The organism is Billgrantia desiderata, from assembly GCF_900108215.1.
Taxonomy (GTDB): domain Bacteria; phylum Pseudomonadota; class Gammaproteobacteria; order Pseudomonadales; family Halomonadaceae; genus Halomonas; species Halomonas desiderata.
This window is the reverse complement of record NZ_FNVC01000015.1, coordinates 44,961-62,039: the sequence shown is the minus strand read 5'-3', so window position 1 is coordinate 62,039 and position 17,079 is coordinate 44,961. Positions and strand designations below refer to the sequence as shown.

General features: G+C 64.6%; 10 protein-coding genes. 8 read left to right on the top strand and 2 right to left on the bottom strand.

Annotation, left to right across the window (positions count from 1 at the left end; translation table 11 throughout):
* The first annotated feature begins 193 nt into the window (after positions 1-193).
* Complete coding sequence (locus tag C4S71_RS14100) at positions 194-5,035, top strand: NAD-glutamate dehydrogenase (RefSeq protein ID WP_103969558.1); 4,842 nt, start codon at positions 194-196, stop codon at positions 5,033-5,035.
* Positions 5,036-5,175: 140 nt separating this feature from the next.
* The gene (locus C4S71_RS14095; RefSeq protein ID WP_103969557.1) at positions 5,176-6,216 is read left to right on the top strand and encodes a quinone-dependent dihydroorotate dehydrogenase; all 1,041 of its coding nucleotides are present in this window, start codon (positions 5,176-5,178) and stop codon (positions 6,214-6,216) included.
* 101 nt (positions 6,217-6,317) lie between these two features.
* Here C4S71_RS14095 and rmf read toward each other — a convergent pair whose 3' ends face one another.
* Positions 6,318-6,524, bottom strand: a complete 207-nt coding sequence (gene rmf, locus C4S71_RS14090) for a ribosome modulation factor (RefSeq protein ID WP_010627829.1) — start codon at positions 6,522-6,524, stop codon at positions 6,318-6,320.
* 276 nt (positions 6,525-6,800) lie between these two features.
* Between rmf and rlmKL the strand changes: the two genes are divergently transcribed.
* The 3 genes from rlmKL (at position 6,801) to C4S71_RS22940 (ending at position 12,468) form a co-directional block, all read left to right on the top strand.
* Positions 6,801-9,014 carry a bifunctional 23S rRNA (guanine(2069)-N(7))-methyltransferase RlmK/23S rRNA (guanine(2445)-N(2))-methyltransferase RlmL gene (rlmKL, locus tag C4S71_RS14085; protein ID WP_103969556.1) on the top strand — a complete coding sequence of 738 codons (2,214 nt, stop codon included), beginning with the start codon at positions 6,801-6,803 and terminating at the stop codon, positions 9,012-9,014.
* Positions 9,011-9,364 (top strand): glutaredoxin family protein, encoded by a 354-nt coding sequence (locus tag C4S71_RS14080; protein WP_103969555.1) that lies wholly within the window; start codon positions 9,011-9,013, stop codon positions 9,362-9,364. The genes rlmKL and C4S71_RS14080 overlap by 4 nt, the downstream gene beginning before the upstream one ends.
* A 179-nt stretch (positions 9,365-9,543) precedes the next feature.
* Positions 9,544-12,468, top strand: coding sequence for an EAL domain-containing protein (locus C4S71_RS22940; RefSeq protein ID WP_160113394.1), 2,925 nt, complete (start codon positions 9,544-9,546; stop codon positions 12,466-12,468).
* Here C4S71_RS22940 and C4S71_RS14070 read toward each other — a convergent pair.
* On the bottom strand, positions 12,463-12,744 hold the full coding sequence (locus C4S71_RS14070) for a hypothetical protein (protein WP_086510837.1): 282 nt from the start codon (positions 12,742-12,744) through the stop codon (positions 12,463-12,465). The two genes, C4S71_RS22940 and C4S71_RS14070, sit on opposite strands and share 6 nt — an antisense overlap.
* Positions 12,745-12,867: 123 nt before the next feature.
* On the opposite strand from C4S71_RS14070, the gene C4S71_RS14065 reads away from it, so the two are divergent.
* The 3 genes from C4S71_RS14065 to pdxB are packed head-to-tail and all read left to right on the top strand — an operon-like array spanning position 12,868 to position 16,911.
* On the top strand, positions 12,868-14,256 hold the full coding sequence (locus C4S71_RS14065; protein WP_103969553.1) for a GGDEF domain-containing protein: 1,389 nt from the start codon (positions 12,868-12,870) through the stop codon (positions 14,254-14,256).
* Entirely contained in the window at positions 14,249-15,736 is a 1,488-nt protein-coding gene (locus C4S71_RS14060) for an ABC transporter substrate-binding protein (RefSeq protein WP_103969552.1), read from the top strand. The genes C4S71_RS14065 and C4S71_RS14060 overlap by 8 nt, the downstream gene beginning before the upstream one ends.
* A gap of 2 nt (positions 15,737-15,738) precedes the next feature.
* Complete coding sequence (gene pdxB / locus C4S71_RS14055; RefSeq protein ID WP_103969551.1) at positions 15,739-16,911, top strand: 4-phosphoerythronate dehydrogenase PdxB; 1,173 nt, start codon at positions 15,739-15,741, stop codon at positions 16,909-16,911.
* The last annotated feature ends 168 nt before the right edge of the window (positions 16,912-17,079 follow it).

Genomic DNA, 17,079 nt, shown 5'->3' with positions numbered 1-17,079 from the left:
GGTTCTGAAGCAATCGGTGGTTGTCAAGTGGCAAAACGTTCGGTCTCGATGCACAAGCGACATGCACCATGAGAAGGCTGGCAAGTCGGTAGGGTGTGGCGCAGGGCTGGAGTAAGCTTCCCGACACGTGGCCCCGGGCCACGCCGATTCTTTCCCAGGGCCGATACGCGGCCCCAGGCAGCCGAGGTGAGGGATGCAATACGAGACGATCGAAGTGGGCCGGCAGGAGATTCTCAAGCAGCTGCGCGAGCGCCTGGACAGCCGACTCGAGAAGGCGCGGGCCGAAGAGGTGGAAGCGTTCGCCCGCCATTTTTACGCCACCGTGCCGCTCGAGGACCTGGCCGACCGCCGCCTGGACGACCTCTACGGCGCCACGCTGTCGGTATGGCACTACATTCAGCACTTCGATCACGCCTCGCCCAAGGTGCGCGTCTTCAACCCCGATTTCGAGGAGCACGGCTGGCAGTCTTCCCATACCTTCGTTGCCGTGCTGCACGAGGACATGCCGTTTCTGGTCGACTCGGTGCGCATCGAGCTCAACCGGCGGGCGCTCACCGTGCATGCGATCCACAATGCCGTGCTGGCGGTGGAGCGCAACTCGAGCCACGACCTGGTGCGGGTCGGCTCGCCGCGGGATGCCGATGCCCCCGAGCAGCGCGAATCGCTGATCGCCATCGAGATCGATCGTCACTCCAATCCCGAGGTACTGGCCGACATCGAGCAGTCGCTGCACGAGGTGCTGCGCGACGTGCGCATTGCCGTGGGCGACTACGACGCCATGCACGAGCGCGCCCTGGAGGCGGTCGCCGAGCTCAAGGCCGGGCGTCCCGAGCAGATCGAACCGGGCGACCATGAAGAGGCGATCGCCTTTCTCGAGTGGCTGGTGCGCGACAACTTCACCTTTCTGGGCTACGACGCCTTTGCCATCGAGTCGGACGCCGACGGTGACCGACTGGTCAAGGAGCAGGGTAGCGAGCTCGGCGTGTTCCGTCTGGATCTGCCGCGCTACCAGGAGCGCATCCGCACCGAGCTGGGGATCGAGAACAACCGCTTCGTGCTCGTGCCGCAGCTGCTCTCCTTTGCCAAGAGTTCGCACCACGCCCGGGTGCATCGCCCCACCTATCCCGATTACGTCTCCATCGATCGCTATGACGAGCAGGGCCGTGTGATCGGCGAGCATCGCTTCCTCGGGCTGTTCACCGCCAGCGTCTACAACGAGTCGCCGCGCAACATTCCGCTTTTGCGGCGCAAGCTCAAGGCGGTGATGGAGATTGCCGGCTTCAACCCCAAGGGGCACAACGGCAAGCAGCTGCTGCAGATCCTCGAGGTCTACCCCCGCGACGATCTGTTCCAGATCGACACCCAGGAGCTGGCCCACACCGCGCTGGGCATTCTCGACATTCGCGAACGGCGCCGCGTCCGCCTGTTCATTCGCACCGACCGCTCCGGGCGCTTCCACTCCTGCCTGGTGTTCGTGCCGCGCGATGTCTTCTCCACCGACCTGCGCGTGCGCATCCAGAACCTGCTGTGCGAAGAGCTGGACGCCACCTTCGGTGACTTCAACACCTACCTCTCGGAATCGATTCTGGCGCGTATCCAGTTCATCCTGCGCTTCCGTGGCGATGTGCCGCGAGAGGTCAACCTCAAGCGGCTCGAGGCCAAGGTGGCGCAACTGGCGCGCAGCTGGCGCGACGAGCTGCACGAGGCGCTGGTCGAAGGCTTCGGCGAGGAGCAGGCCAACCGGCTGATGGACCGCTTCCGCGACGCTTTCCCGGCCAGCTATCGCGACGACTTCGGCTCGCGCACGGCGGTGTTCGACCTGCAGCATCTGGCCGATCTCGATGCCGGCGAGCCGCTGGCGCTGACGCTCTATCGGCTGGTGGAGGAGGAGGGCAGCGGCGTCAATCTCAAGCTGTTCCAGCGCGATCGCACCATACCGCTCTCCGACGTGCTGCCGGTGATGGAGAACCTGGGACTGCGCGTGATCGGCGAGCGCCCCTACGAGATCGTCACTCCCGACGTGCGTTACTGGCTGCACGACTTCGACCTGGAGCACCATACCTCCACCGAGGTCAGCCTGCAGAAGATGCGCGAGCCCTTCATCGAGGCCTTCAAGCGCATCTGGGTCGGCGAGGCCGAGAACGACGGTTTCAACCGCCTGGTGATCGCCGCCAATCTGGACTGGCGGGAAGTGGCCATGCTGCGGGCCTATGCCCGCTATCTGAAGCAGATCCGCTTCGGCATGTCGCAGGACTACATTGCCTCTGCGCTGACCAACTATCCCGAGATCACCCGCGAGCTGGTCGCGCTGTTCAAGCTGCGCTTCGACCCCGCGGATCGTCCCGGCGAAGAGGAGGTGGAAGCCTGCGTCGAGCGGATCAACCGCCACCTCGACGGCGTGGCCAGCCTCAATGACGACCAGTTGCTGCGCCGCTTCATGGAGATGATCCAGGCCACCCTGCGCACCAATTACTACCAGCGCAGTGCTGGCGGCGGCTTCAAGGACTACATCGCCTACAAGCTCGACCCTACACGCATCACCGGCATGCCCAAGCCGCGCCCGGCCTTCGAGATCTTCGTCTGCTCACCGCGGGTCGAGGGGGTCCATCTGCGCGGTGGCAAGGTGGCGCGCGGCGGGCTGCGCTGGTCGGATCGTCATGAGGACTTCCGCACCGAGGTGTTGGGGCTGGTCAAGGCCCAGCAGGTCAAGAATGCCGTCATCGTGCCGGTGGGTGCCAAGGGCGGCTTCGTCTGCAAGCGCCTGCCCGAAGGAGGCGACCGCGACGCCATCCAGCAGGAGGGCATCGCCTGCTACAAGACCTTCATCCGGGCGCTGCTCGACGTGACCGACAACCTGGTCGGCGGCGAGGTGGTGCCGCCCAGGGACGTGGTGCGTCACGACGATGACGACGCCTATCTGGTGGTGGCGGCCGACAAGGGCACGGCGACCTTCTCCGATATCGCCAACGAGATTTCCGTCGAGTACGGCCACTGGCTGGGCGATGCCTTCGCCTCGGGCGGGGCCAACGGCTACGACCACAAGAAGATGGGCATCACTGCCCGCGGTGCCTGGGAGTCGGTGAAGCGCCACTTCCGCAATCTGGGCCTTAACACCCAGGAAGAGGAGTTCACCGTGGTCGGCATCGGCGACATGGGCGGCGACGTGTTCGGCAACGGCATGCTGCTCTCCGACAAGATCCGCCTGGTGGGGGCCTTCAACCATCTTCACATCTTCGTCGACCCGAATCCCGATGCGGCGGCCACCTTCGCCGAGCGCAAGCGCCTGTTCGAGCTGCCGCGCTCCAGCTGGGAGGACTTCGACGCCTCGCTGATCTCCGAGGGCGGCGGCGTGTTCAAGCGCAGCGCCAAGTCGATCGCCGTGACGCCGCAGATGAAAGAGGTCTTCGGCATCGCCGAGGACCGTCTCTCGCCCAACGATTTCATCCGCGCCATGCTCAAGTCCCAGATCGATCTGCTGTGGAACGGCGGGATCGGCACCTACGTCAAGGGCAGCGCCGAGACCGATGCCATGGTCGGCGACAAGGCCAACGATGCGCTGCGCATCAACGGCGGCGAGCTCAACTGCCGGGTGGTGGGCGAGGGCGGCAACCTGGGCCTGACCCAGCGTGGCCGCATGGAGGCCGCCGCCAAGGGCGTGCTGGTCAATACCGACTTCATCGACAACGCCGGCGGGGTCAACTGCTCCGACCATGAGGTCAACATCAAGATCCTCATCGATGAGGTGGTCAAGCGCGGCGACATGACCGACAAGCAGCGTAACCAGCTGCTCGCCGACATGACCGAGGAGGTGGCCGATCTGGTCATCCTCGACAACTACCGCCAGACCCAGGCGCTGGATATCTCGGCCATCTTCTCGCGCCAGGGCATCGACCCCTACCGGCGCTTCATCAGCGGGCTGGAGGCCGCCGGCCAGCTCGACCGGGAGCTGGAATTCCTGCCCTCCGACGAGGAGTTGCTGGAGCGCGCCAACAGTGAGCAGGGGATGACCCACCCTGAGCTGTCGGTATTGATCTCCTATTCCAAGAGCGTGCTCAAGGGCGAGGTGCTGGCCTCCGACGTGCCCGACGACCCCTATATCCAGCAGTACGTGGAACGTATCTTCCCACGGGTACTGGTCGAACGCTTCCCCGATGAGATGTACGACCATCGCCTCAAGCGCGAGATCGTCTCCACTCAGGTGGCCAACGATCTGGTCGATCACATGGGTATCGTCTTCGTGCGGCTGCTGATCGACTCCACCGGCGCCAGCCCGGCCGATATCGCCCGTGCCTATGTCATTGCCCGCGATAGCTTCCAGCTCTCCAGCCTGTGGGAGCGTATCGAGGCGCTGGACAACCAGGTGCCGAGCCAGGTGCAGTACAACATGATGACGGATCTCATCCGCTTGATCCGACGCACCACCCGCTGGTTCCTGCGTCAGCGTCTGGGGCTCTCCACCCGCGATGCTATCGAGTACTTCGCTCCGCGTGTGGCTCAGTTGCAGGAGAGCATCGGCGAGCTGCTGCGCGGCGAGGAGCGCGAACGCTGGGAGCACAAGCGCGGTGAGCTGCTCGAGGCCGGCGTGCCCGAAGAGCTGGCGGCCACGGTGGCGGCCTCGGGAAGCCTCTACGGCGCGCTCGGCATCATCCAGGCGGCCCGTCAGGCCGACGAGAAACCGCAGCGCGTTGCCGAGGTCTTCTTCGAGATCGGCAACCGTCTCGAACTGCCCTGGATGATCCAGCAGGTGAGCAATCTCAACGTGCGTGACAACTGGCAGGCCCAGGCCCGCGAGACCTTCCGCGACGACATCGACCGCCAGCAGTTGGCGCTGACGGTGAGCGTGCTCAAGACCGATGACGGGCGCGAGCCCGACGAGCGCGTCGACAACTGGCTGGCCACGCATGCCTCGCTGCATGAGCGCTGGTGCCGGCTGATCGCCGAGGTGCGTGGCGGCGGTAGCCAGTCGAGCTTCCCGCTGTTTGCCGTGGCCGTACGCGAACTGGTCGATCTGGCCGAGAGCAACGGCGAAACCTGAGCGAGACGACAACTCCGTGGTACTGCGAACCCCGCCCATGGCGGGGTTCGTCGTCTTGGCTTGATAGCGCTGCTATAATCCGCCCGCCTTTCCAACCGGGCCTATCGCCAACCGCCCATTGCCAACCGCCAGGAGATCTCATGTACGCGCTTGCCCGCTCGATTCTGTTTCGCCTCGACGCAGAAACCGCCCACGGCCATGCGCTGCGTGCCCTGGATCTGGCCCACTGCCTGAAGCTGTCGGGCATGCTGGGCGGCAAGCGAATCGACGACCCGGTGGAGCTGATGGGGCTGCGCTTTCCCAATCGGGTGGGCCTGGCGGCGGGGCTGGACAAGAATGCCGACCACCTCGATGCGCTGGGTGCGCTCGGCTTCGGCTTCGTCGAGGTCGGCACCGTCACGCCCAAGCCCCAGGACGGCAATCCCAAGCCGCGCCTGTTTCGTCTGCCCGAGGGTGGCGCAATCATCAATCGCATGGGTTTCAACAATGCCGGGGTGGACCACCTGGTGGCGCGGGTCAAGGCATCGCGCTACGACGGCGTGATCGGCATCAACATCGGCAAGAACCTCACCACCCCGGTGGAGCGCGCGGTGGAGGACTACCTGACCTGCCTGGAGAAGGTGCACGCCCATGCGCATTACGTGACGGTCAACATCTCCTCGCCCAATACGCCGGGGCTACGCAATCTGCAGTTCGGCGAGCACCTCGACACGTTGCTGGGCACCCTGCGTGAGGCGGGCGACCGACTGGACCGGCAAGCGGGGCGGAAGGTGCCGCTGGCGGTCAAGATCGCACCGGACATGAGCGCCGAGGAGGTGGGGCTGGTGGCGGCAAGCATCGCCCGTAGCGGTATCGATGCGGTGATCGCCACCAATACCACGGTGTCGCGTGAGGCGGTGGCCGGGCTGCCCCATGCCGACGAACAGGGCGGTCTTTCCGGGCGGCCGGTGTTCGAGCCCTCCAACCAGGTGATTCGTGAGCTGCGCCGTCACCTCCCCGTACTGCCCATCGTCGGTGTGGGCGGGATCGACAGCGGAGACGCGGCAGTGGCCAAGGTCGAGGCGGGAGCCGATCTGGTGCAGCTCTATTCGGGCTTCATCTACCGCGGGCCGACGCTGATCGCCGAGTGCGCCGAGGCGCTGAAAGCGGCCGCTGTTCGCTTCGGCAAAGTGGGGGAGTAGCGGGACTGTCGACACAAGAAAGCCCGTGCAAGGCACGGGCTTAGCTCATGCTCCACCGTTCGGCGACGGTGAAGGGATAACGGGTTGGTCGAGAAAGAGGCTTACAGCACCATGGGGTTCTTGTGAATGCCGGAGACACCGGTCATGCCGGCCCATTGGTCTCCTCGGCCTTCACGCCAACCGCTCATCCAGTATTCACGTATGTTGACATCCTGACTGGGACAGTCGTCGCGGGAGCGCCCGGAAATGCCAGCCTTGTAGCCATGAAGGTAGGCGCGTTGGTAGCGATCACGTTTCTGTCTTTTCATCGGATGACCTCTTGTAAAGGTACCAATTTGGGACGCACGACATGCACGCCCCGACGTTCCACCGTTCGCCTAGCCGTTATTCAGTCCCTTAACGACGGCAGAGCGAGGTCATGCGGGACCACAGGCCCGCTGAGTGAACGCATGCGTCTTTACAGTAGCTACAATGACTACTCTTAGCCCATCATGGGGGGCATTGTCGACCTATGTTTCGTCATAAGACCGAGACAAAATTGTAACGAAAGGAATATGCCCGGCCGAAGGGGGCGGGAACGACGCATGAGTGATTCATTGCAAAGGGAAACAGCGGCTCTGCTCGCCACCTGCCCCAAGGGGCTGGAAGAGCTGCTGGCCGACGAGCTGCGTGCGCTGGGAGCGGAAGTCGACAGGAGCACGGTGGCCGGCGTGCATTTTCACGCCGACATGGCCACGGCCTATCGCGCCTGCCTGTGGTCGCGGCTGGCCAACCGTATCGTGCTGTGCCTGCTGCGCGAGGATGGCATCGAGCGCCCCGAGGCGCTGCATCGGGCCGTGGCCGGCGTCGACTGGTCTCGACAGCTGCGCCCCGGCGCCACCCTGGCGGTGGATTTCCATGGCCGCAGCGAGCAGATTCGGCATACCCGTTTCGGTGCCCAGACGGTCAAGGACGGCGTGGTGGATGCACTGCAGGCACAGGGGCGGCCGCGTCCCGGCGTCGACCTGCAGCGTCCCGACCTGAGGCTTTATGCCCATCTGCACCGGGGGCGTCTCACCCTGGGCGTGGATCTCTCCGGGGAGAGTCTGCATCGTCGCGGCTACCGTCGCGACGTGGGGCATGCCCCGCTCAAGGAGAACCTGGCCGCGGCGCTGCTCATCCGCGCCGGCTGGCCGCAGCGCCTGCGCGACGGCCAGGCGCTGGTCGACCCGCTGTGCGGTGCCGGCACGCTGCTGATCGAGGCGGCGCTGATGGCCGCCGACATGGCACCCAATCTGAACCGGGTGCGCTTCGGTTTTCACGGCTGGGCGCAGCATGACGAAGTGCTCTGGGCCGAGCTCAAGCGCGAGGCCGAAGCTCGTGCCAGCATCGGCCGCAAGCGATGCCGTAGCCGGCTCTACGGCTTCGACCAGAGCCCCCCGGCGCTGGCGGCGGCAAAGGCCAACGCCATGCGTGCCGGCATTCCGGCGCTGATCGAGTTCCAAGGCGCCTCGCTCGGCCAGCTGCAGCGGCCTTCCGAGCTGGGCGATGAGGTGCGAGGCCTGGTCATCACCAACCCGCCATACGGCGAGCGGCTGGGCGAGCTGCCCGAGCTGGTCACGCTCTATCGTGAGCTGGGTGAGGGCATACGGCAGGCGTTCCCCGGCTGGCGCCTGGCGGTGTTCACCGCCAATCCCGATCTCGGCCATCGCATCGGCCTGCGCGCCGATAAGCAATATTCGCTGAAGAACGGCCCGTTGGAGGCCAAGCTGCTGTTGATGGACGTGCCCGACGCGGCTGACGTCGCCCAGCACGCTGGGGCGGGTAGCACCACCGGCGTGGCGACGCCCCGGCGCAGCGAAGGGGCGCAGATGTTCGCCAACCGCCTGGAAAAGAACCGCAAGCGGTTGAAGAAGTGGCTCAAGCAGTCGGGCGAGAGCTGCTACCGGCTCTACGATGCCGACATGCCCGAGTACGCCCTGGCGGTGGATGTCTACGACGGGCGGGTGCACGTTCAGGAGTACGCACCGCCGCGCTCGGTGAATGCCGCCCAGGCGCAGAAGCGTCTGTTCGACGCCCTCCAGGTGATTCCCGAGGTACTGGGCGTCGACCCGGGGCAGGTGATAGTCAAGCGCCGCGAGAAGCAGAGCGGCAAGGAGCAGTACCGTAAGCAGGCCAGCACAGGTGAGCGTTTCCAGGTGCACGAAGGGCGCGCCAGACTATGGATCAACCTGCGTGACTACCTCGATACCGGGCTGTTCCTCGATCATCGCCCGGTACGCCGAATGCTGGGCGAGATGGCGGCGGGCAAGCGCTTCCTCAACCTGTTCTGCTACACCGCCGCGGCCACGGTACAGGCTGCGTTGGGTACGGAAGAGGCGGGCGGTGCCAGCGACAGCGTCAGCGTCGATCTCTCCAACACCTATCTGGAGTGGGCGCGGGATAACTTCGCCCTCAATGGGCTCGATCCGGCGCGCCATCGCGTGGTGCGCGACGACTGCCTGCGCTGGCTGGAAACCGCCAGGGCCGAGTTCGACCTGATCTTTCTCGACCCGCCGACCTTCTCCAACTCGAAGAAGATGGAGGGCACGCTCGACGTGCAGCGCGACCAGGTGCGTCTGGTATCGCTGGCCATGGCGCGGCTGGCTGCGGGCGGAACCCTGGTGTTCTCCAACAATCAGCGCCGCTTCCAGCTCGACCCGGAACTGGCCGAGCGTTTCAAGGTGCAGGACATCTCGGCGCGCACTTTCGATCCGGACTTTACCCGGCGTCCCGACATCCATCATGTATTTTTCATTCGTCACCGGGAGGGAGCATGACCCACCTGACGCTCTACACCACGCTGGGCTGTCACCTGTGCGAGCGTCTCGAAGCCTTGCTGGACGTGCTGCATGGGGGGGAATACCGGCTGCACAAAGTCGAGATCAGTGAGGACGAGGCGTTGATGCAACGCTACGGCGTACGCATTCCGGTGCTGGTGGACGAAACGGGTGAGGAGCTCGATCTGGGTTTCGAGCCGCAGCGGCTGGCGAGCTGGTTGGCCGCGCGTGGTCGTCTCGATGAAGCCGCCTGGCGGAGGCTGCAGGCCGGGGAAGGTGACCCGGGGAACGGCGGGTACGATACTGCCAGGACACCTGCCCGTTCCGGTGGAAGACGCTATCTGGGCTGACAGGGTACGTTGACCCAGCGTATACCAAGCTTCCGTTTCTCTGTGGTGTGACGGCAGCGCATTGGTGACAATCAAAAGGGCATGGGCTCGTTGGCACGGGGGTGGGGATGAATGCACCGCAACGTAGGCGGTGGCAGCGCACTGCTGTGGCCGGCATACTGCTGGCCTTGGTCAGCTCAATGTCTGGTGCCGATAACGGCGGTATTGCGCTGACCGAGGAGGAGCGGCGCTATCTTCAGGACAACGAGCCGATCGTCTTCGTCAGCCAGACGCGCTATCCCCCCTTCGAATTCATCGATGCCAACCAGCAGCCCCGCGGCATGATGGTGGAGCTGGCCCAGTGGATTGCCACCGAGGCCGGGTTTCACGCCGAGTTCACCGACACCGTCTTTCAGGAAGCGCAGCAGCGTGTATTGAGCGGCGAGGCGCATGTCCTCACCAGTTTTTTCTACAGCGAGGTGAGAGACCGGCAGTTCGACTTCACGCAAACGGTCTTCGAAGTGCCTGCCTCGATCTTCGTTGCCGCCGGAAGGCCCGACATTGCGCTGGTTTCGGATCTCGAGGGCAAGCGGGTGGCTACCCAGAGCGGCGACTACGCCAAGGAGTATCTGGCCAGAATCGGCCTCGAGTTCGAGCTGGTGCAGACCGACGATTTCGCCAGTGCTGCACTGGCCGTGATCGAGGGGCGTGCCGACGCCATGGTCGGCGACGAGCAGATCGTGCTCTATTACCTCTACAGCAGCGGTTTGCACGAGCTGATGAAGCGGGTGGGGGAGCCGCTGTACGTGGGTCTCAATGCCATGGCCGTAGCCCAAGACAACCACCTGCTTCAATCGATTCTGAACAAGGGCATCGAACACGCTCGCGCCAGCGGTACGCTCGATCGGTTGCAGGAGAAGTGGGTAGGCGCCGCTTTGCCGGGGAGAGTCGATTTCGGCTGGCGCGACTACTGGCTCTACGCTGCGGGTCTCGTGCTGGTGCTGGCCTTGATCGTCGCGTGGAACGTCCGGCTGCGGCAGGTGGTGGCACGCAAGACGGCGGAGATCGAACTGGCCGCCAGCGTGTTCCGGCATGCCCGAGAGGGGATCATCATCACCGATGCTCGGGGCGACATTCTCGACGTCAATGCCGCCTTCTCGCGCATCACTGGCTACCACCGCGACGAGGTGCTTGGCAGGAATCCGCGTCTACTCCAGTCGGGACAGCAGAGCGATGCCTTTTACCGTGAGCTGTGGAAGGAGCTGCTCGAACGTGGCGCCTGGGAAGGGGAGCTGTGGAACCGGCGCAAGAACGGTGAGGTATTTCCCGAGCTGCTGACCATCTCGAAGGTGTGCGGCAAGCAGGGGCAGGTGTCCCACTATGTGGGTATCTTCACCGATATCAGCCGTCAGAAGCAGCACGAACAGCAGCTTCAGAATCTAGCTTTCTATGACAGCCTGACCGGGCTGCCGAACCGTATCCTGCTGTCCGATCGGCTGCGTCAGGCCATGCTCACGGCGCGGCGCAGCGGTTGCAAGGTGTCCCTGGCCTACATCGACCTGGACGGCTTCAAGGAGATCAACGATCAGTATGGCCACGTTTTCGGCGACCGGGTCCTGGTCACCATTGCCGAGCGCTTGACGTCGACTCTGCGCGATGCCGACACGGTGGCACGTTTCGGTGGCGACGAGTTCATTCTCGTGTTGCCCGAACAAAATGACACGGCGAACGTGAACGGTCTCATGGTGCGCCTGCTCGACCACATCGCGGAGCCGATCGACATCGAGGGGAATTGTCTTTACGTGTCGGGCAGCATCGGGCTGGTGCATTTCATCCCCGACGACGACATCGAGCCCGAGCAGCTCATCCGTCAGGCCGATCAGGCCATGTATCATGCCAAGCAGGCGGGCAAGAACCGCTTTCACGTCTTCGATGCCGAACACGACAGGGCGGTGCGTGGACACCTCGAGAGTCTCGAGCGTATCCGCGAGGCTCTGACGAACGAGGAGTTCGTGCTTCACTACCAGCCCAAGGTCAACATGGCGACGGGCAAGGTGCTCGGGGCAGAGGCGCTCATCCGCTGGCAGCATCCCCAGCGCGGGCTGCTGGCCCCTGCTTCCTTCCTGCCAGTGATCCAGCAGCATCCGCTGGCCGCCGATCTGGGCGAATGGGTGCTGGCCCGTGCCCTGGACCAGTTCGAGACCTGGGCAGCCGTCGGCATTCGGCTGCCGATCAGCGTCAACATCGACGCCCTGCATCTTCAACAGCCCAGCTTCGTCGAGCACCTGCGTGCCGAGATCGAGTGCCATCCGAGTGTGACGCCGGGCGATCTGATGCTGGAGGTGCTGGAGACCAGTGCGCTGAGCGATGTCGCCCATGTCGCCAGCGTGATGAAGGCATGCCATGCCCTTGGCGTCGACTTCGCGCTCGATGACTTCGGTACCGGATACTCCTCGCTGAGCTATCTGCGCCACCTGCCTGCCAGTGCTATCAAGGTGGACCGCAGCTTCGTCCGCGACATGCTTGAAGATCCAGAGGACCTGACGATACTCGAGGGCGTGCTGGGGCTTGCCATCGCATTTCGCCGCGACATCATTGCCGAGGGGGTGGAAACCCTGCAGCACGGCCGCCTGCTGCTGGCGATGGGGTATCAACTCGGCCAGGGCTATGCCATTGCCCGCCCCATGCCGGCTGAGTCGGTCCCCGCGTGGCTCGATACCTGGCGTCCCGATCCGTCATGGCGGCAGCGAAAGCCGGCCCGACAGGCGGAGCTGCGGGCCATTTACGCCATGGTCGATCATCGCTCCAGCGCAGCCGGGGTGCTGAACTATCTGAGAGGAGAGCGCCACGATATTCCCGAGACGGGCTGCGGCCAGTGTCGCCTGCAGCAGTGGCTGTCGGAACAGGAAGCAGGCCCGCTCGAGGTGGCCACTCCCGTGGGGCAGATCGCCAGGTTGCATGCCACCTATGACCGGCTGGTGCGGGAGGCACTGGAGCTCAGGCAGGGGGGGAGAAAAGAAGGCTTGATGCAGCTGACCCGACGGGTGGCCGAGGTCAGCGAGGAACTGCAGGGCTTGTTGCATCACTGGATAGACGACAAGAGGATCGGTCGGGAGGAGCTATAGCGCATCCAGCAGCGAGAGCTGGCGTACCGCCGCCTGCCCTTCGGCGCTCTCGGCCTCTACTTCTAGCACCTTGCGCAGGCCGCGCGAGGACTGGATGGTGGCTTCGTCGGCGAGCCACATCCTGGCCTGGTCGTGATCGTCGGCGAGCATGTGCTTGAGGCCGCCGAACTGGGTGCCGATCTGCCCCCAGGCGCGGCTGAAGATCCAGTCGCCGAACATGTCCTGGTGGATGTGCACCAGCACGTAATCGTGGTCACTTTCCCAGCGGACGATCACACTCGCTCTCCGTGACGAAATAAAGAAAACGTTGTTTCTGCCGATATGTCGAGTGGCAGGATACGGCATTGTATAGCCTCGGTGTCCTCGAGCAAGCGAGGGATGTAGAGTGGCTGGTATGACATGAGAAGAGTTTTCGGACTGACAGTCAGGCTGGCCGCTCTCACGATGGTGCCGACGCTGGTCATACTGGCTACCATACTGCTGGCGCTGCACTCCTTCGGCGAGTATCGTGCGACCGTCTCGCAGCTCTCCGAACGGCATACGCATGCCCTGATGACGGCCAGCCGCCTGATGCAGCAGAGCGAGAGCATGCTGGGCAGCGGCGCGATGCTGCTGCTGGCCGACGATCACTTCAGCCGGCGCCAGGCCCTGTTCGAAATCACCGATCGGCGCGAATGGATGGAGCGGCTGGTGGACGAGCTTGCCGCCATACGTGGCGAGGCGGGCAGCTTCGACGATATCGAGCGGGTGCGCGATCAACTGATGGAGAGTTTCGACGCACTGGACGCTCTGGTTCAGCGACGCATCGATCTCGTTGGGCAGCTTCAGCAAGCGCCGGACGAGACCAGCGATGCCCTGCTGCGCGAGACCGAAAGGCTGCTGGCCCGGCAGATGCGCACCAATCGCTCCCTCTCCCAGGATCTTAGTGTGGCCATCGGTTATCACGTCAGCGGCATTCGCCTCGACATTCGCGATGCGGCCGAGCAGATGGAGCAGCAGCTGCGCCAGCGGGAGGGCGCCTTGAAGGGCTTTGCCCTGCTTGCCGTCCTCCTGCTGTTGGCAACGGCATATCACATCAACCGTTCGGTGGTGCGTAGGGTGGTCAAACTGCAGCGGGTCATCAGCCGGGAGCGGCCTGCCCCGCATGAGCTTCGGGTGGACGGTAGCGACGAGATCGCCCAAATGGCGCGCTCCATCCAACGCTATGTCCATCGGATCAACGACAACGAACGGCGGATCATGACGATGAACCGGGAGCTCGATTTCCTGGCCACCCATGACGCCCTGACCCAGTTGCGCAATCGCCACTACTTCGAGCGCGAACTCAACGAGCGCCGCAACGCCCTGGCGGCCGAGGGTTACTGTGTGGCGATGATCGATATCGACCACTTCAAGGCGATCAACGACACCCATGGCCACGAGGCGGGCGACCGGGTGATTCGCTGTGTCGCCGACCGCCTGCGGCGGGGGCTGCCCGAGTCCGCCCTGCTGGCCCGATACGGCGGCGAGGAGTTCGTGGCGTTGCTGCCCGGGTTCGACATCGACACGGTGGTGCCCATGCTGGAGCAGATACGCCAGGGACTCGAAAGCCATTCGATCGAGCTTGGCGAAACGGCGTTGCGCGTCACGGCGAGCTTCGGTCTGGCGCAGCAGTTGCCCGGTGGCGAGTTCGACGAGGCTCTCAAAGCGGCCGATGAAGCGCTCTACCGGGCCAAGCGCAGTGGGCGCAACCGCGTCATGTATCGGTGGCTTTCGCAAGACGATTCCGGAGATGCGGCTTATGGGTGACGCGTTCAGTCGACGGCTGGCGGTGGTACTGCTCGCGAGTCTTTCGTTCCTGGCGATACCGGGGCTGGCTTCCCAGACCCTCCTGCGGGTCGAGCTGCAGCTGGAGCCACCCCACCTCGACCCCACGCTGACGGCAGCGAGCACCGTGGCAGAGGCGCTGCATCTGAATGTCTTCCAGGGCCTCACGCGCATCGACCGGCATGGCGAGGTACAGCCGGCGCTGGCCACCCGCTGGGAGGTCAGCGAGGATGGCCTCGTCTATCGCTTCGCCTTGCGTAGTGACGTCCGCTTTCATCACGGCAAGACCTTCGACTCCGCAGTGGCGGCCTATAGCCTGAGGCGCCTGCTGGAGGTCGAGAATGCCAATCCTCAGCGCCACCTGTTCCAGGCGATCCGCCACGTAGAGGAAGTGGGGACGCATGAGCTGCGCATCGAGCTGGCGCAGCCCGATGCGCTGTTGCCGTTCCGTCTGGCGCTCTCCGCCGCGGTGATCGTTCATCCCGATACGGTACACACCAACCGCTCGCATCCGGTGGGCACCGGCCCCTACCGATTCGTCGGCTGGGAGCGCAATGAGGGCATTCGGCTGCGTGCCTTCGAAGCGTATTGGGGCGAGCCGCCTGCCATCCGCGAGGCGCTGTTCACCTTCACCCCCAACCGGGTTGAGCTGGAGAATCTGCTCTCGGAGGGGGCCATCGATCTCTACCCCGATGCCAGCAGCCTGACGGCTCACATGCCGCTGATGCAGCGAGCCGACTACGTGATCCAGGATGGCCTCAGCGAGGGCGAAGTGCTGCTGGCCATGAACCATGGCCGTACGCTCTTCCAGGACCTGCGAGTGCGCCGCGCACTCTCCCATGCCATCGATCGCGAGGCGCTGCTGACGATCTATCCCTCCATCGACCCGCCCCTGATCGGAAGTCACTTTTCGCCGCGCCATCCGGCCTACGTGGACCTGAGCCAGCGTTATCCCTACGACCCCGAGCGGGCCCGGAAGCTGCTTGCCGAGGCCGGCTTCAGCGGTGGAACCCCTATCGCGTTGACGGTGCCGCCCACGCAATATGCCGAGCGGAGCAGCCTCTACATCGCCTCGGACCTGGAGGCGGTTGGCTTCGAGGTCGAGCTGCAGCGGGTTTCGTGGGGAGAGTGGCTGCGTCAGGTGTTCACCGAGCGTGACTACGATATGACCATGATCGCCCACGTGGAACCGATGGACATCGACATCTACGCTCGCGATGATTACTACTTCAACTATCACAGCGAGACGTTTCGCGAACTCTGGTCACGCATCGAGGCGCAGCAGGACCCGGCCGAGCGTCACCGCCTGCTGGCTGAGGCGCAGCGCCATCTGGCCGAAGAGGCGGTTCACGTCTTTCTGTTTCTCAAGCCGCAGCAGGCCATACGCAAGTCGAACCTGCAGGGTGTATGGGACGATGCGCCCATCCCTGCCGTGGTGCTGGAAGAGCTTTACTGGGAGTGAACATGCGCATTCTCGTCGATGCCAACGTGCCGGGCGCCGAGGCCTGCTTCGGTCCGCTGGGCGAACTGGTGCGAATGCCGGGGCGTGCTATCGATGCGGCGGCCCTGCAGGACATCGACGTGCTGGTGATTCGCTCCATCACCCGGCTCGACGCGGCGACTCTCGATACCGCTATGGCTCGGGGCTCCCGGCTGCGCTTCGTCGGTACCTGTACCATCGGCACCGACCATGTCGACCGGACGGCGCTGGCGCGCCACGGCATCGCTTTCGCCAGCGCGCCGGGCTGCAACGCCGAAGCGGTGGTCGACTACGTGCTGGGCAGTCTACTCACCCTGGCCGAGCGTCAGGGTTGGCGACTCGCCGAGCGCCGGGTAGGCATCGTCGGCGTGGGTAACGTGGGCGGCAGGCTGCTGGCCCGACTCCGCGCCATGGGCATCGCCTGCCTGGCCTGCGACCCGCCTCGGGCAGAGCATGAGGGGAGTGAGGATTTCACCGCTCTCGATACCCTCATCGACGAGTGCGACGTGCTCTGTCTGCATACGCCGCTGGTGCGCGGGGGGCTCCACGCCACCCATCATCTGCTTGATGCGCAGCGCATCGCCGAGCTGGCTCCCGGCACGCTGCTGCTCAATGCCGGACGGGGCGACTGCGTGGACGGCGCGGCGCTGCGTCAGCGGCTGTCCGGTTCCGGTGACATCACGGCGGTACTCGACGTATGGGAGGGCGAGCCGGCCATCGACCCGGCGTTGCGCGACCTGGCAGTCATTGCCACCCCCCACATCGCCGGCCACAGTCTGGACGGCAAGCTGCGCGGCACGCACCAGATCTATACTGCGCTGAGCCGGCATCTGGGCTTGCCGGCACGGCTCGAGCTCAACGATTTGCTGCCCCGGCCCCCCGTCGCGCATCTGGCCCTGGAAGGAGGGCTGGATGCCGAGGAGACGCTGCGGCTCTGCCTGCGTGCGGTCTACGACGTGCGCCGCGACCACGACAGCCTGCTGCGGGAGAGCCGCCGGCTCGGCATGGCGACGGGTTTCGACGCCTGCCGCGTCAACTACCCGCTGCGACGTGAACTCTCGACCCTCACTCTCGAGTTGAGCGGAGAGGCTGCGGCGCATGCGACCTGGCTGCAAGCAGCGGGGGTTGGGCTGTCACGGTCGCAACAAGGCACTTGATCCAAGTCAAGCGAAAACGTTATCGGGGCCTGCGTCACAGGGGGAGTCGTATCCTGCCTAAGGAGGCTTTGCGATACTGCAATTCGATTGTTCCGCTTGCCCCGAGTCGCTCGTGCCAGATCTCCAAACCACTCAGACTTTCCCTGTTCATCCCGACCCATGGGGACG

What these genes read in the sequence shown, in the direction of transcription:
- C4S71_RS14100 (WP_103969558.1), top strand. Translation starts at nt 194, where the DNA reads ATGCAATACGAGACGATCGAAGTGGGCCGGCAGGAGATTCTCAAGCAG.
- C4S71_RS14095 (WP_103969557.1), top strand. Translation starts at nt 5,176, where the DNA reads ATGTACGCGCTTGCCCGCTCGATTCTGTTTCGCCTCGACGCAGAAACC.
- rmf (WP_010627829.1), bottom strand. Translation starts at nt 6,524, where the DNA reads ATGAAAAGACAGAAACGTGATCGCTACCAACGCGCCTACCTTCATGGC.
- rlmKL (WP_103969556.1), top strand. Translation starts at nt 6,801, where the DNA reads ATGAGTGATTCATTGCAAAGGGAAACAGCGGCTCTGCTCGCCACCTGC.
- C4S71_RS14080 (WP_103969555.1), top strand. Translation starts at nt 9,011, where the DNA reads ATGACCCACCTGACGCTCTACACCACGCTGGGCTGTCACCTGTGCGAG.
- C4S71_RS22940 (WP_160113394.1), top strand. Translation starts at nt 9,544, where the DNA reads ATGTCTGGTGCCGATAACGGCGGTATTGCGCTGACCGAGGAGGAGCGG.
- C4S71_RS14065 (WP_103969553.1), top strand. Translation starts at nt 12,868, where the DNA reads ATGAGAAGAGTTTTCGGACTGACAGTCAGGCTGGCCGCTCTCACGATG.
- C4S71_RS14060 (WP_103969552.1), top strand. Translation starts at nt 14,249, where the DNA reads ATGGGTGACGCGTTCAGTCGACGGCTGGCGGTGGTACTGCTCGCGAGT.
- pdxB (WP_103969551.1), top strand. Translation starts at nt 15,739, where the DNA reads ATGCGCATTCTCGTCGATGCCAACGTGCCGGGCGCCGAGGCCTGCTTC.